The sequence below is a fragment of the Shewanella sp. SP1S2-4 genome, from assembly GCF_031932075.1.
Taxonomy (GTDB): Bacteria; Pseudomonadota; Gammaproteobacteria; order Enterobacterales; family Shewanellaceae; genus Shewanella; species Shewanella baltica.
Map to the genome: position 1 here is coordinate 186,452 of NZ_JAUOET010000006.1, position 15,133 is coordinate 201,584.

Sequence of the window (15,133 nt, forward strand, 5' to 3'; positions counted from 1 at the left end):
TCTGCGTCTATTTTGACTTTAGTTCGCCGCTTCATTCTCCCGCCTCTTTAGCTTCAAACATCGCCTGAGCCTCTTTGGCGTTAGCATGCTGTGCCAAAATCATTTTCGAAGGACAGGACAGAGCCGCATTACTCTTGAGTGCGTTGATTTTATTTTTTGAGAACGCCGCAGGATTCGCCTCATAGATCGCCAGCATAGCGCCATAGACACTCACGTCCCAATCGTTGGCATAGCGATTGGCGATACGCCACAAGGTCTCACCAGCAAGATAAGTTAACTGACAATGTTCAGGTGTCTGCGAAGCGGTTGGGGACGTTTCAGCGGCATTCACTTTGAGTTCGCTATTTGTTGTCTTAACTGCTTCAGTGGCCACTATTTGCTCATCCGCTACTTCAGGAAATTTAAAGCCAGTCACAACTTCAGCCGCTGGCACTGTGGGCTTAGTATTTACATGAGCATCTACATGAGTATCTACATGAATATTTGCAGCCGTAATAACCGTCGCGGTCTTAGCACCCACCACTGATGTGGATTCTGCGGCCACTTTTACAGGCTGAACATTCACTTTATCCGCACGCTTTTGCACCAGCGCTGTCGTCGTACTTTTACTGCCCGATGCCGCGCTCATAGATAGCGCAGCCGATGTTGGCTTAGCCTCGCCAAATAGATTGATACTTTTGACCTCGTACCATCGGTCGAGTCGATACTCCCTCACTAAGAGTTTAGCTTTGTCATCCTTTACATCTTCAACACCTGTGAGCAAAACTAAAAAGCGATTAAGCTCCTCAACCATTAACTTTTCTTCGCCGCCAGCTTGCTGCACCACAAACTCTAAGCGCGACATGTCTTGATTGTCCGCAATCACATTCACCCTGAGTTTTGGATAACCGCCTAACTCAAACATGCGGCTGTTAACACTCACATGGGAGACTTGTGCCATGCTAGGTGCGCTACACACTAACGCGAGTAGACCTAATGATTTCACTATATTAGCCATTTATTTACTCTCAACTATCCTTGGTAAACCATCATTAGGGCTAGCCCTAGCCAGCCGCGCTGAGTACACTAAACCACATTCTTGCCTAAGACTTGCCTGCATATGTCATTGTTTGTCGAAGTTGCGTTACCTGTGCCTATGCGGCAAACCTTTAGCTACCGCGTACCCGAAACTTATCCTAGTACACCGCAGATAGGCGTGCGCGTTAAAGTCCCCTTCGGTCGTCAACAATTAATTGGATTAGTCACAGGTATCACTGAGTCTTGCAGCTTAGCGCCTAAACAGATTAAGTCTGTGCTTGAGTTTATCGACGATAAACCTTTGCTGCCTGAATCACTTTATAAATTAACGCTTTGGGCCGCGAGATACTATTTTTGCAGCCAAGGGCAGATGCTAACCCAAGCCTTACCAGTCGCCCTTCGCAAAGGGCTCAATGCCGCGCCACAAAAGATTCAATTCTGGCAATTAACTGAAATAGGCCAAAATATTGCGCCCGAAGCAGTTAAACGCGCACCCGCACAGAAAAAACTACTCGAGTTACTCAAAACCGCCAGCTTAACCCAAGAAGAGGTTATCAGCTTAGACATCAGTAAGGCGGCGCTTAAAGCCCTAGAAGATAAAGGCTGGGTAGCACGTCATGAGAAAGTCGCCGAGCTTAACCTCGACTGGCGCACCACACTCGAAATGGACGAAACGCCACATAAACTCAATAAAGAACAAGCCGTCGCCGTTGCCACTTTAAATCTGCAACAAGGATATCACTGTACTTTATTAGAAGGCATTACCGGTTCGGGTAAGACGGAAGTCTATTTGGCGGTGCTCGAAGAAGTCCTTAAGCAAGGCAAGCAAGCATTAATTTTAGTGCCTGAAATCGGTTTAACGCCCCAAACTATCAATCGCTTTAAGCGGCGTTTCAAAGTCAATGTCGCCATTTTGCATTCAGGGTTAACCGACAATCAGAGACTCGAAGCTTGGCGCCAAGCCCGCTGCGGTCAGGCCGCCATCATTATCGGCACCCGCTCAGCCTTGTTCACGCCTATGGCCTATCCCGGCATCATCATACTCGATGAAGAACACGACAGTAGCTTCAAGCAACAGGAAGGCGTCGGTTATCACGCCCGCGACTTGGCAGTCATGCGTGGCCATTTAGAATCAATTCCTGTGATATTAGGCACGGCAACCCCCTCACTCGAAAGTCTACAAAATGCCTTAAGTGGCCGTTACCATCATTTGCAATTGGGTGAGCGCGCTGGCGCTGCTAAAAAAGTGCGCCAAGGGATTATCGACATTAAAAATATGCCGTTAAAAGCAGGAATGTCGGTGCCGCTGCTGAACGAAATCCGTCTGCATTTAGACGCAGGTAACCAAGTATTACTGTTTCTCAATCGCCGCGGCTTCGCACCAGCCCTGCTTTGCCATGAGTGTGGTCACTTACACGAATGCGACCGCTGCGACGCGTTTTTCACAGTACATCAATCCCTTGGTGAAATTTGCTGCCACCATTGTGGCAATCAATATGCCATCCCTAAGCAATGCCACAAATGCGGCAGCACTATGCTGATGGGCCAAGGTATAGGCACAGAACAACTCGCCGAAGCGCTGCAACTGGAGTTTCCGAAACATCCAGTAGTGCGCATCGACCGCGATACCACTCGCCTAAAAGGCTCATTAGAAACCCACTTAAACGCAATTCATAAGGGCGAATATAAAATCCTCGTCGGCACGCAAATGCTGGCCAAAGGTCATCACTTCCCTGATGTGACGCTTGTTGGGCTACTCGATGTCGATGGCGCCTTATTCAGCGCCGACTTCCGCGCGCCCGAGCGTTTTGGGCAACTCTATACCCAAGTCGCCGGTCGTGCTGGGCGCGCCAGCAAACCCGGCACGGTATTATTGCAAACTCACCAGAGCGACAATCCTATTTTGCGGGATTTGCTGCACCGCGGTTATGGCGAGTTTGCCCGCAGCCAGTTAAAAGAGCGTCAACAAGCACTGCTGCCGCCAGCATGGCACATGGTGTTGGTACGCGCCGAAGCCCATTTAGCCAGTGATGCCGATAACTTTCTCAACGCCTTCGCCGCGCTCTTGCCGCAAGATAAAGAATTTGAGGTGATTGGTCCTATGCCTGCGCCCTTAGATAAAAAAGCCGGCAAGTTCCGGCGCCAACTGCTATTCCAAGCTAAAAACCGCAACCGTCTGCAGCAAGAGTTTGAACGTATTCATCCGCTTGTAGAGCAGCTTATCGAAGCCAAGCGGTGCCGATGGAGCTTAGACAGAGATCCGCAGGATCTCCTCTGAGTCGAGTATTTGATAAGTATTTAAGCGCCATTTGATAAAAAATCATCGGGAAGATAGCAATTGTTAACCACAAACGGCTAAAATATGCGGTTATTCCCTGTATTCACTCTTAAAGTTAGTGCCGATTAGAACCCATGAAATCACATATCCAATCATTACTTGAACAAACTCTAGAATCCTTTAAACAACAAGGTATTGTGCCTGCTGACTTTGAAGCGCGCATTCAGGTAGATCGAACCAAGGATAAGAGCCATGGCGACTTGGCAACCAACTTAGCCATGATGTTAACCAAGGTCGCGGGCAAGAATCCACGTGAATTAGCCCAACTGATCATCGATACCTTACCGGCTTCGGCTTATGTGGCTAAGGTTGAAATTGCAGGTCCTGGCTTTATCAACTTTTTTATCAACGACAGCGCCTTAGCGGATCAACTGCAAAATGCCGTCAACGATGAGCATTTAGGTATTAAATTACCGACACCACAAACCGTTGTTGTCGATTACTCTTCGCCCAACCTCGCCAAAGAAATGCACGTAGGTCACCTACGTTCAACCATCATTGGCGACAGTGTGGTGCGTGCGCTGGAGTTTTTGGGCCATAAAGTTATCCGTCAAAACCATGTGGGCGACTGGGGCACACAATTTGGTATGTTGCTGGCCTATATGGAAGAGCTACGCGCCAAAAATGGCGAAGAAGCTCAAGTTGAACTGTCTGATTTAGAAAACTTTTACCGCGCAGCCAAACTGCGCTTCGACGAATCAGCAGAATTCGCCACCCGCGCTCGTCAATTAGTGGTTGAGTTACAATCTGGCGACGAATATTGCAACAAATTGTGGCGCGAATTTAACGACATTTCGTTAAGCCACTGCCATGAAGTCTACGCCCGTTTAGGTGTGAGCCTGACCCGCGCCGACGTGCACGGTGAAAGTGCCTATAACGCCGATCTAGAACAAGTAGTTAAAGATTTAGATGCCCAAGGTTTATTAACCGAAAGCAACGGCGCCAAAGTTGTGTTCCAAGAAGCCTTCCGCAATAAAGAAGGTGAGCCACTGCCAGTGATCATCCAAAAAGCTGATGGCGGCTACTTGTATGCCACCTCAGATCTTGCGGCAATGCGCTACCGCTCGAACGTGTTAAAAGCCGATCGCGTACTGTATTTTGTTGACCTACGTCAGGCACTGCATTTCCAACAAGTCTTTAGCCTAGCCAAGCTGGCTAAGTTTGTCCGTGAAGATATGTCATTGGAACACTTAGGTTTTGGCACTATGAACGGCGAAGATGGCCGTCCATTCAAAACCCGTAGCGGCGGCGTCGTTAAGTTAGTCGACCTGTTAGAAGAAGCAAACGTGCGCGCACTAGAACTCGTTCGCAGCAAAAATCCAGATATGGATGAGAACACGCTGGCTGAAATCGCCCGTGTCGTTGGGATTAGTGCCGTTAAATATGCTGATTTGTCGAAAAACCGTACCAGCGATTACATCTTTAGCTTCGAACAAATGCTCAGCTTCGAAGGCAATACCGCGCCTTACCTGCTGTACGCTTATACCCGTGTTGCGGGCATCTTCAAGCGTGTAACTGATCTGGATTTGAGCCAAGCGAAAATCGTGCTTGAGCATGAAAAAGAGAAAGATCTCGGTAACAAGTTAGCGCAGTTCGGCGAGATCCTCAGTCGCGTTGTCGATAAAGGTCAACCGCACGTATTGTGTGCTTACCTGTATGAATTAGCGGGTGCTTTCTCAAGCTTCTACGAAGCCTGCCCCGTACTTGCCGCCGATAACGACGCGCAAAAGAATAGCCGTTTATTACTCGCACAATTGACGGCTCGTACGTTACAAAAAGGCCTAAATCTACTCGGTATCGAAACCTTAGAGCGGATGTAAGCCATGAGTAATCGCGATTATGCCAATAGAAGGCCGCAGTCGGGCGCTAAACCGCGCCCAGTCCGCGCGACTCGTCCAACCCGAGCAAAGCCTTCACAATCTAAATCAGCGCCGCGTAAGAAGCTGCCGCTGACGCTGATAGGCTTTGTCATACTCGCTGTGGGTTGTTTCGTCTATTTTCTATGGAGCATTAAAGATAATGCGCCACAAGAAGAAAAGCCGCAGCCAACTCCGGCCAAGAAAACTGAAACTCGAGTGAAGCCGCAAGAAAATGTGGTGCTCACTCCTAAGGTGAAAGAACCCGAACGTAAAGCCGTCGTTATTCCTGTGGAGAAAGAGGAAACAGCAGAGCCTGTTGCGCCGCCGAAGAAGGACCCTAACGCTCTGCCGCCTCAACCAAAGGAAGAATGGACCTATCTCAATGAGCTTGAAAACAAGCATGTTGAGGTCGATATTCCCGATGTGGTTGCAACACGATCGCCAATGCAATATCAATTGCAATGTGCTTCTTTCCGCCAAGAATCACAGGCGAATGAGATGAAAGCTGTCATCGCTTTCCAAGGTTTGGAGGCGCAAGTAAGACAGGTCGAAGGTACGACTGGCGTGTGGTACAAAGTCGCTTTAGGTCCTTATGAACGTAAGCGTGATGCCGAACGTAAGCGTCATACGCTACAAAATGCGGGGATTAATGGTTGTCAGATTCTGGCTATCCCTAAATAAGGCTTCACCCTTTCTAGGCGTTTTTTAAATACCTAATCACAAAAATAGCGGCCAGCGTTTATCGCTCGTCGCTATTTTTTTATCCGCTACGATTTAGCTTGCTGCATAACTCAGCATTCGCTCCAAGCTCATCTAGACACGCCCAGTTTTAAACAACCCTATTTTTTAAAGTACTGTTTTGCTAAATCTATAACTGATTATTTATAAACAACAAAATCCTTTATTAATAAAGATTAATATGCAGTTTAATTGACCTAGATCAAACTTAGGCGTATCTCTTAAGTAACAGCAAGACTGTTGTATCTGTGTCAAATCCAACCTTAGGGTGAAGTATTATGAATGCATTAATCGAGATAGAAGCCACCGAATTCAGCCAACTTTTCAAAAGTGGTGACATGCTAGGAATTAGAATGTTTATGGAGCATGTTCGCATGCCGCTGGATGTTCAAGACAAGATTTATGACGAAATTTCTGCGCTTCAGCAATTAGAGCAAAACCAAATTGCCAAGCTCATTGAAACCCACGCCCATTCTCAAATTCATGAACGCCTAGCTTATTAGCCTTCCATTCAATGAAAAATTTATCTATGCCCAACTGCAGCTTCTCGCGGTTCACTCAACAGAAGCTGCATGATCTCCTCGTAACTCACAACACAAACCGTTATATAAACCGCCACGACACACATCATCCAATTACAGCCAAAAAATAAGGCCAAATACCTGAGTATTTGACCTTAATAAACTAGCTATTTTCAGATGTTAACCAGGGACTTAGCTCGGTTTTTCTTCCGTTAAGCCTATGCTATTCATCCAGTAATCGAAATCCACCATATTACCCGGCAATACCACTCGACTATTCTTCTGGCTTAAGCCATCGAGCTGTTTAAAGTACTGTTCACCGAGTTGCATCCGCAGAGCATTGTGCCCACCCGGCGCGGCAATCACAGAGGCTAAACGCTCAATCGATTCCGCCGTCGCGCGGGAAATGGTTAAAATTTCCTCAGCCTTACCTTCGGCTTCGTTAATCCGGCGCTGCATCTCACCTTCAGAGCGGTTTACCGTCTCAGCTTTAACGCCTTCTGAACGATTAATCTTGCTCTGCTTGTCGCCTTCACTCTTAGCCAATAATGCGCGGCGCTCACGCTCAGCATTCACTTGCATTTCCATGGCATTTTTAACCGTTTCAGGCGGCGTGATATTTTTAATCTCATAACGATGCACACGTATGCCCCACATGGCACCCGCTTGATCTAATACCTGCACTACCTTGGCAGAAATCACATCACGCTCTTCAAAGGTACGGTCTAGGTCCAACGTTCCTATGACAGAGCGCGTGGTGGTTTGCGCCAACTGGATAGCCGCGTAGCGATAATCGGTAATACCGTAACTGGCTTTGACTGGGTCGGTCACAGAGATATAAATCACCCCATCCACTTCAACGTTAACTTCGTCGCTCGAAAAACATTCCTGCGGCGGTACGTCGATGGTCTCTTCTTTCAAATCATGAATGAAAGCGACTTTATCCACGAAGGGGATCAAGGTATGGAAACCCGCATCTAAGGTGCTGTGGTACTTACCTAAACGCTCCACAATATAAGCCGACTTAGTAGGAACGAGTCGAATCGATTGGAAAAGCTTAATCACGAGAATGGCAAAGATAAGTCCCCAAATTGCCATCACAATCAAATCTGTATCTAATGGAAGATTCATTATCGCGCTCCTTTGCCACTATTATTTTGGCCACTCACAGTCTGAGTGACTTGCTCCATGCCTTCGAAGAAACCTTCGAGTTTCGCCATTTCAGCGGGGACAACAGAGACCTGTGCATCATTGAGGATCTTGCCAACTTGAGCGATAAACTGTTCTTTCAATAACATATTCATCGCATCTGTGCCGCCATTGACCGCTAACGCCTGCGAGATCATTGCCATACCTTCGGATTTCGCTTTGGCTATGATAGCAATCTCTTGACCTGTCCCTTTGGCTTCATTAATCCGTTTCTGTTTTTGACCTTCTGACAGGTTAATCGCCTCTTGGCGCTCACCTTCAGACATATTGATCATCGCCGCTTTTTCCGCATTGGCCAACGTGATTTCGGCGCGTTTGCGACGCTCGGCTTCCATCTGCTTCTCAAGGGTGTGGATCACATGGCGCGAAGGCGTAATATTGCGAATTTCATAGCGCAATACTTTGATCCCCCAAGGTTCTGACGCCTTATCGATTTCCCGCACTATGGATTCATTCAAGCTATCACGCTCGGAGAAGGTCTCACTTAAACTCAGCTTACCTATCTCAGAACGCATTGTGGTTTGGGCTAAATTCACCGCCGCTTTACGATAGTTTTCAATACCATAACTCGCCAATTTGCCGTCCATCACTTTTAGGTAGACTAAGCCGTCCACTTCCAGTTGAGTGTTATCTTTAGAGATACAGCTCTGTGGCGGCACATCTAATACTTGCTCACGGGTATCGTGACGGTAGGAGACGCGGTCGAAGAAAGGGATCAAAAAATGAAATCCAGGGCTTAATACTGCACGGAATTTGCCAAGACGCTCAATGACATGCACTTCACGCATCGGCACGATAAGCATCAACTTATAGAGAATAAAAAAGATAAATAAAATGACTAAGGTAAATACAAACATAGATTCCATCCTTTAGTTTTTGGAAGCTTCTATTGAAATAGGCTCAACGACTAGAGCGATATTTTCACGACAAATAATTCTGACTTCGGTCCCCGCAGCGATAGTGGTGCCATCGCCAAGCGCTGGCCATTCACTACCTTGAAATTCCACCCGCCCGGGTGTTTGCCCAGGACCTATGGTCTGCTTTACGCGAACAATTTGATTGTATAGATCGATTGCTTCATCCGTGTTATCCACATGGGAATCACCACCAACGAGCCTTTGAGTCACTTGTCTGAAGGTCAATAACAGCACAATGGCCGAGATAAACCACAGGGTCATGCTCTGCACTAAGCCTTCGACTAGCCCTATGCCTAACGCGCCAGCCACGACTAAACAAGCCGCACCCAGCAACACTATGATGCCACCGGGAACCACTATTTCGGCGAGCATGAATACTAGCCCCACCACAGCCCACACTAAAATCGGATTTGAAAACTCCATATTTCCCCCTGAAATGAGAGTGTCCTTGCAGCAACTATAACAGCAGCTTTTCGGATAAGCGACATAATATGTCAAAATTTACTCAGCCAAACGCGCAATCAATCGCCTATGTGTTAAGCCTCATTCTCCCACATCCATACGGCAATGCCCTTAGGTTGTTTTAAAATTAAGCATAATCAATTCAAAAAGATAGCCAACATAAAAGGAAATACTCATTCAATAAGAATAAAATCCATTTAAAATCAATCAGCTAAAAATGGATTTTCACCACAATGATTATGTGATTTTGACAACAACATTCGATAAAAACTTTGAATAAATGTAAATTTTTGCATATATTGCCCCCACTTTTGTGCCAGTCCTTTGACGTACACCCACGCATGGTTTGAACTTACCCATCAAACCATGCCATAGGTCAGAGAGCAGATTGAGTAAGACACGAATTAACTTCGACCTATACAACAGGAAATAACAATGAAAAAAACATGCCTATACCTAGCACTTATGCTTTCTCCTCAAGCATTTGCGGGTGACTTAGTACAATGGTGGGATTTCAGTGCAACAGCCCTCTATGGCGAAGACTACGATTTAGCGCCATCGGACAAACAAGCCACTATCACCTTAGAAACGGCGGGCGGCTGGAAATACGGTGACTGGTTTGCCTTCCAAGACTTTATCTATTTCAAAGGTAACGACACGGGCATGGAAAGCACTACCTATGGTGAGATTTCGCCACGCTTCAGTGCCAGCAAAATCCTCGGCGAGAAAATAGCCTTTGGCCCAGTGACAGATTTGTCTCTGGCACTGACCTATGAAGAAGGTGAAGGCCCGGTTCACAGCCTGCTTTACGGTTTAGGCGTTGATGTCGCCGTGCCTTATTTCACTTACCTTAACTTTAATACCTATCGCCGCAATGGTATGAGCACTGGCAACAATAGTGACGGCTGGCAGTTCACCCCAGTATTTCGCATCGACATTCCCGTTGGTTCAGCCAACATAGTGCTCGATGGCTTTATCGACTGGGTATTTGCCACCGATGATAATGGCTACGAACAGAACTTTCACTTCAATCCACAGTTAAAATACGATCTTGGTAAAAGCCTGTTCGGGGATCATCAAGCCAATAAATTATTGGTGGGTATCGAATACGATTTGTGGACCAACAAATACGGTGTGAAAGGCGTCGATCAAGACACTTACTCTGTGATTGCCCAATACCATTTCTAATCGGTATCGACACTATTTTGAAGTAACAAAAAAGGTGCCATTGGCACCTTTTTTAGTTTGTTCACTCACTTTGCAGGGGAGTGTCGCTTAGCGTAATAAAAATCAGGCTAACAGTTTTTTCGCTGCAGCAACCACGATAGAAACCGCACTGACTTCGGTTTTCTTCATTGTTGCTTCATCAGGAATTTCTTGTTGGGTGCGGTTTACAATCACACCAGCAACACAGGCAGCACGCCAGCCTTGAGTGGCACACATAGTGAATAAGGTGGAAGATTCCATCTCATAGTTCAGTACGCCCATATCTTGCCATTCTTTCATTGAACCCGCGAAACGACGCGTTACACGGCCAGTGACAGTGTCATAACGCTCTTGGCCTGGGTAGAAAGTATCGGAAGAAGCCGTTACGCCAATGTGTGGCTCTACGCCTGCATCGCGACACGCTGCAACCATAGCAGTGGTACATTCAAAGTTTGCAACCGCAGGGAACTCCATAGGTGCAAAGTGTAAGCTTGCGCCATCTAAACGCACTGAAGCTTGAGTCACAATCACATCGCCCACATTCACATGGGGTTGAATTGCACCTGTAGTACCAACGCGCAGGAAGGTATTCACACCTAACTGTGCAAGTTCTTCTACTGCGATAGAAGTCGATGGGCCACCGATACCGGTTGAACACACGACTACTGGCTTACCATCGGCATACGCTAAATAGCTTGTATACTCGCGGTGGCTAGCAAGAAACGTCGCATTGTCCATTAGTTCGGCAATACGTTTTACGCGCTCTGGATCACCTGGAACGATTGCCAAAGTTGCACCATCGAGCATTGCTTTGGTCAAACCTAAATGAAATACATCAGCCATTGTGAAAACCCCTTTCATTTTTGATAATTAAATTCTTATAAAATCGACTTTAACCTAGTATCGAAGCGGTGAAGGTTAACTTGATCACAGAATTATCGGCAAGAAGTAATTGTTTAGTCGTAATCAAATTACCAATCACCCTCACATCTGATCACAAGATAGCAAATTTGCCCGCACTGCGAATGTCAGTCTGATTTATGCCTAACAAAGTGTGAACCAGATCCTAATCACATGCCATAGATAGCGGCAAAGATCGTTTAATAAACTGATTTATAAGAAATTAAAATAAATCATCATTTAGTATTAATCTGAAGCGGGATGAAAGGTGATCTAAATCACGTTTCACTACAGAGTGAAAGGTTAGGGTTAAGACGAAACCAGAAGTGTAATAAATGACGACAAGGAGAATGCCGATGTTTCCAGAGTACAGAGAATTAATTTCCACCTTGAAAACCCAAGATGCTCATTTTCAACGTAAGTTTAACGAGCATAATCAGTTAGACGAGGAAATCAAACAACTGGAAAAACGTGTCGCCAGTGATTTCAACCCGACAGTGAAAGAACTCAAAAGCAGAAAGTTACACCTAAAAGAAGAGATTTATCAGATCCTCAAATCCCACGAGTAATTCCAAACTTCTTTAGCGAACAACAAGGGCGCCTAAGCGCCCTTATTCATGTCAACTTAATCGCTTACAGATAGTAATCTTTCAGCGGTGGGAAACCGTTAAAGCACACTGCTGAATACGTCGTCGTATAAGCGCCAGCGGTTAACCAATACATGCGGTCACCAATGGCTAAGTCATTCGGTAAACCATAGCTGTAGTGTTCGTACATGATATCGGCACTGTCGCAGGTTGGGCCGGCAATCACGCACTTATCCAACTCGCCTTGACGATCAGTATAAATCGGGAACTTAATTGCCTCGTCCATCGTTTCAATCAAGCCTGAGAATTTACCCACATCGGTAAACACCCAACGCTCTAACGCTGTGTAGGATTTTTTGCTGATCAGTACCACTTCAGACACTAAAATCCCCGCGTTAGAAATCAACGAACGGCCCGGCTCTAGGATGATTTGCGGTAAATCGTCACCGAAATCTTCCTTCAGGAAGTGAGTGATCTGCTCGGCATACACACCCAATTGATTAGTTTTATCAATATAGTTAGCAGGGAAACCGCCGCCCATATTGATCATCTTCAAGGTGATATTGTGCTCATCACGGAGACGGTCGAAAATGCTTTTCACTTTACCAATGGCAGAATCCCAAGCACCGATATCACGTTGCTGTGAACCGACGTGGAAAGAAATACCAAAAGGTTCTAAGCCCAATTCCTGCGCCAATACTAATAGCTCATAGGCCATTTCGTTTTGGCAGCCGAATTTACGCGATAATGGCCAATCAGCCGTGTCTGTACCTTCGGTCAAAATGCGCACGTAAATACGCGATCCCGGTGCTTCTTCGGCGATCATTCGCAGATCGGCTTCTGAGTCGGATGCATACATACGCACGCCGCGCTCATAAAATGCACGTACATCTTGACGCTTTTTAATAGTATTGCCGTAGCTGACTCGGTCGGTTGTCACGCCGACATTCATGACCATATCTAGCTCATAAATCGAGGCAATATCAAAGTTTGACCCTTTATCTTTCAGTAAAGATAAGATCTCGGCCGCGGGGTTTGCCTTAACTGCATAATAAACGTTGGCGTAAGGAAAACTATTAACCATGTCATCGTATTGTTTCGCTATGATACTGGTATCAATTACTACGAACGGGGTTGCTTTGTCTTTGGCAAACGCTTCAATACGCTTGAATGTATCCACGTCATAATAGTCAGCAACATCAATAGATTGAAATTGGCTCATTGGGCCAGAGTCTCCTTTGGGTCAAGTAGAAAAAAGTGAGTGTAATGTCTTAAAAAACGTGCGCAGTAAACGATATTTTTTTGCTTTACGCAACGAATTTTTATGCTGATTTTATAACTTTTTATTCCGCAATGTTTTAAGGAACTAAATAATCAAAAAAAGCCTCTATAAAACAAATGATTATGCACACAAACTCTAATACCAATCGTATTAAATATCTGTTCATTCAGCGGGAGTTCAACGCGCTTTAGACAAGGCGAAGGCTTGAAGGCATAGTGGTGCTCTGTCGAAAGCCTTAAACGCAGTATAAAGCGCGTTGAAACCCGCCCTTCGGGAGCCACACAGGCATCCCACTCCGGTGTTACATTGACTTAAAAGGGAATGACCATTTCTGCGTCAATGCGCCTTGGATTGAGATGCCTGTGAGGCTCTGAACTGATTAGATATTTAATGTGATTGGTATAAGGTAAATTTGTGTGCATAATCAGAATAAAAAGTGAATTTTTTACGACGTTATCGCAAAGGAGAGAGATAGACTGGCTCAAGCCAACATTTCCATCCCAAAGCGATAAACTTGAGGGGGCGAGCACGCCACGAAAACGAGCTAATGTGATGCCTTAAAATGGTTCAAGTAAGTTGAATCGTTACTGCGGCTGATTCAATTTTGTGATTGCTTGGCCCAAGGCTTCACTGGAATCAAAATAGGCGATATCTAAAATATTGCGCTGATTAAGCAATATCATAGTGGCCATATCTTTGGTATCGGGTAATAAGCGACTGATCTCACCTTCCCTATCTAACCCAATCGCAAAGGGTAAATCTTGCATTTGTGGCACAGCAACAAACTTAGCAATCAAAGAAGGCATGCCACTGATATCCGCGACATAAACTAACCCAGCAGGCATTTGAGTCGTACTCAGAGGCGTGAGTGCTTCTTTAATCACATCGCCGCCTTTCATGCTGCGGCTAAAGAGTAAAACTTGAGTTTCATCTGTCACACTTATCGTTTGATCATTTTGATCGAGAAGTGAAATAGGATTAATCGCATCGCCAGCAACATAACTCGCAGCATAGGCCCACATGGGGGTTAATAGACAAGACAGACATAACAACAGCGTTTTCATAAACACTCGACTCCATTATTGGATAGGCGGACAGCATACCTGACTCCCCCTATCGACTCATTAAACCAACCGCGATTACATGATACGCTTCACACATGCATGGCGAATAAGCATTTGATGGGATTTCTGCGCTATAATCGCACAGTTAAGTTTATTACAAGGATATCATAATGATAACACCTGGACTCGATCAGGAATTGCAGCAACTACAAGGCGTTTATCAGCTGATCACAGAGTTTTTAGTTACCTATAGCTTCCAATTGGTCGGCGCTTTGCTGATCTTTTTACTGGGTTTGTGGGTCGCCAGTAAGGCATCACGTTTAGTCGCGAAGCAGTTCGAAAAACACAATATCGACATTACCTTAAGTAATTTTGTCAGTAACCTGATCCGCATTCTGATCATCATCATGGTTGGGATCATCGCCCTCGGCAAAATTGGCATCAGCGTCACCCCTATGGTGGCAGCCATTGGTGCAGCCTCCTTAGGTGCTGGCTTAGCCTTGCAAGGCATGTTGGCCAACTATGCCGCCGGCGTGACCATTATCGTCACCCGTCCTTTCGTGGTGGGAAACACTATCGAAATCAAAGGGGAAAGCGGCGTCGTTAAACGTATTCACTTAGGCATGACCATACTCACCAATGAGGAAGGCGAACAAATCAGCATTCCCAATAAGCATATCGTCGGTGAGATCCTGCATAATTCCTTTAGCAATAAACTGGTCGAAACCCAGTTTAATCTCAGTTACAACACAGATCCCGAACGGGCCATTAGTGTGATCACTGAGTTATTGAGCAACAATCCCTATGTCTATCAAGAGACCATGCCCAATGTCGGCATCAATGGTTTTAATGCTATCGGGATTGAAATGGGAGTGCGCTATTGGGTGCCCACGCAAAGCTATTTTCAGCATAAATATAAGGTGAACTTAGCCCTCTACAACGCCCTTAAGCAGGCGGGAATAGAGATTGCCTGCCCCATCAGAGAGATCCATCTGCAAGATAAATAACGCTAATGATCCTGGGGTTGACCGGC

The 15,133-nt window shown here is 45.9% G+C and carries 15 protein-coding genes; 7 read left to right on the plus strand and 8 right to left on the minus strand.

The features are described from left to right. Positions 1 to 31: 31 nt before the first annotated feature. Positions 32 to 997: a FimV/HubP family polar landmark protein gene (locus tag Q4Q52_RS08875; protein WP_311990403.1), complete on the minus strand. Its 966-nt coding sequence runs from the start codon at positions 995 to 997 to the stop codon at positions 32 to 34. 102 nt (positions 998 to 1,099) lie between these two features. Here Q4Q52_RS08875 and priA point away from each other — a divergent pair, with 102 nt between their 5' ends. From priA to Q4Q52_RS08895, 4 genes are all read left to right on the plus strand, one after another. Further along, positions 1,100 to 3,295, plus strand: coding sequence for a primosomal protein N' (gene priA, locus Q4Q52_RS08880; protein ID WP_311990404.1), 2,196 nt, complete (start codon positions 1,100 to 1,102; stop codon positions 3,293 to 3,295). Between the two features lie 134 nt (positions 3,296 to 3,429). Continuing rightward, positions 3,430 to 5,175: an arginine--tRNA ligase gene (gene argS, locus Q4Q52_RS08885; protein ID WP_311901066.1), complete on the plus strand. Its 1,746-nt coding sequence runs from the start codon at positions 3,430 to 3,432 to the stop codon at positions 5,173 to 5,175. A gap of 3 nt (positions 5,176 to 5,178) precedes the next feature. Next, complete coding sequence (locus tag Q4Q52_RS08890) at positions 5,179 to 5,895, plus strand: SPOR domain-containing protein (protein ID WP_311990405.1); 717 nt, start codon at positions 5,179 to 5,181, stop codon at positions 5,893 to 5,895. Positions 5,896 to 6,230: 335 nt separating this feature from the next. Next, positions 6,231 to 6,455, plus strand: a complete 225-nt coding sequence (locus Q4Q52_RS08895; protein ID WP_006083282.1) for a hypothetical protein — start codon at positions 6,231 to 6,233, stop codon at positions 6,453 to 6,455. 210 nt (positions 6,456 to 6,665) lie between these two features. Here the strand turns inward: Q4Q52_RS08895 and Q4Q52_RS08900 are convergent, their stop codons facing one another. Genes Q4Q52_RS08900 through Q4Q52_RS08910 form a run of 3 tightly spaced genes read right to left on the minus strand, consistent with a single transcriptional unit; the run spans position 6,666 to position 9,022 of the window. Continuing rightward, entirely contained in the window at positions 6,666 to 7,604 is a 939-nt protein-coding gene (locus Q4Q52_RS08900; protein ID WP_311990406.1) for a stomatin-like protein, read from the minus strand. Next, a complete protein-coding gene (locus tag Q4Q52_RS08905; protein ID WP_006083284.1) occupies positions 7,604 to 8,539 on the minus strand; it encodes a slipin family protein in 936 nt (311 codons plus the stop codon). Before Q4Q52_RS08905 ends, Q4Q52_RS08900 begins: the two co-directional genes overlap by 1 nt. Before the next feature lie 12 nt (positions 8,540 to 8,551). Next, positions 8,552 to 9,022, minus strand: a complete 471-nt coding sequence (locus Q4Q52_RS08910) for an NfeD family protein (protein ID WP_311890633.1) — start codon at positions 9,020 to 9,022, stop codon at positions 8,552 to 8,554. Between the two features lie 474 nt (positions 9,023 to 9,496). Here Q4Q52_RS08910 and Q4Q52_RS08915 point away from each other — a divergent pair, with 474 nt between their 5' ends. Then, the gene (locus Q4Q52_RS08915) at positions 9,497 to 10,249 is read left to right on the plus strand and encodes an outer membrane protein OmpK (protein WP_311990407.1); all 753 of its coding nucleotides are present in this window, start codon (positions 9,497 to 9,499) and stop codon (positions 10,247 to 10,249) included. 102 nt (positions 10,250 to 10,351) lie between these two features. On the opposite strand, the gene udp is transcribed toward Q4Q52_RS08915, so the two are convergent. Next, positions 10,352 to 11,110, minus strand: coding sequence for a uridine phosphorylase (gene udp / locus Q4Q52_RS08920; protein ID WP_006083287.1), 759 nt, complete (start codon positions 11,108 to 11,110; stop codon positions 10,352 to 10,354). Between the two features lie 413 nt (positions 11,111 to 11,523). Here udp and Q4Q52_RS08925 point away from each other — a divergent pair, with 413 nt between their 5' ends. Further along, positions 11,524 to 11,736 (plus strand): YdcH family protein, encoded by a 213-nt coding sequence (locus Q4Q52_RS08925; protein ID WP_006083288.1) that lies wholly within the window; start codon positions 11,524 to 11,526, stop codon positions 11,734 to 11,736. A gap of 64 nt (positions 11,737 to 11,800) precedes the next feature. On the opposite strand, the gene Q4Q52_RS08930 is transcribed toward Q4Q52_RS08925, so the two are convergent. The 3 genes from Q4Q52_RS08930 to Q4Q52_RS08940 all read right to left on the minus strand — a co-directional run bounded on the left by Q4Q52_RS08930 (position 11,801) and on the right by Q4Q52_RS08940 (position 14,100). Then, positions 11,801 to 12,976 carry a type III PLP-dependent enzyme gene (locus tag Q4Q52_RS08930; RefSeq protein WP_006087063.1) on the minus strand — a complete coding sequence of 392 codons (1,176 nt, stop codon included), beginning with the start codon at positions 12,974 to 12,976 and terminating at the stop codon, positions 11,801 to 11,803. 152 nt (positions 12,977 to 13,128) lie between these two features. Continuing rightward, on the minus strand, positions 13,129 to 13,317 hold the full coding sequence (locus tag Q4Q52_RS08935; protein WP_261272944.1) for a hypothetical protein: 189 nt from the start codon (positions 13,315 to 13,317) through the stop codon (positions 13,129 to 13,131). 303 nt (positions 13,318 to 13,620) lie between these two features. Beyond that, the gene (locus tag Q4Q52_RS08940; protein ID WP_311990408.1) at positions 13,621 to 14,100 is read right to left on the minus strand and encodes a hypothetical protein; all 480 of its coding nucleotides are present in this window, start codon (positions 14,098 to 14,100) and stop codon (positions 13,621 to 13,623) included. Positions 14,101 to 14,270: 170 nt separating this feature from the next. On the opposite strand from Q4Q52_RS08940, the gene Q4Q52_RS08945 reads away from it, so the two are divergent. Beyond that, positions 14,271 to 15,107 carry a mechanosensitive ion channel family protein gene (locus tag Q4Q52_RS08945; protein WP_063883323.1) on the plus strand — a complete coding sequence of 279 codons (837 nt, stop codon included), beginning with the start codon at positions 14,271 to 14,273 and terminating at the stop codon, positions 15,105 to 15,107. Positions 15,108 to 15,133 lie beyond the last annotated feature (26 nt).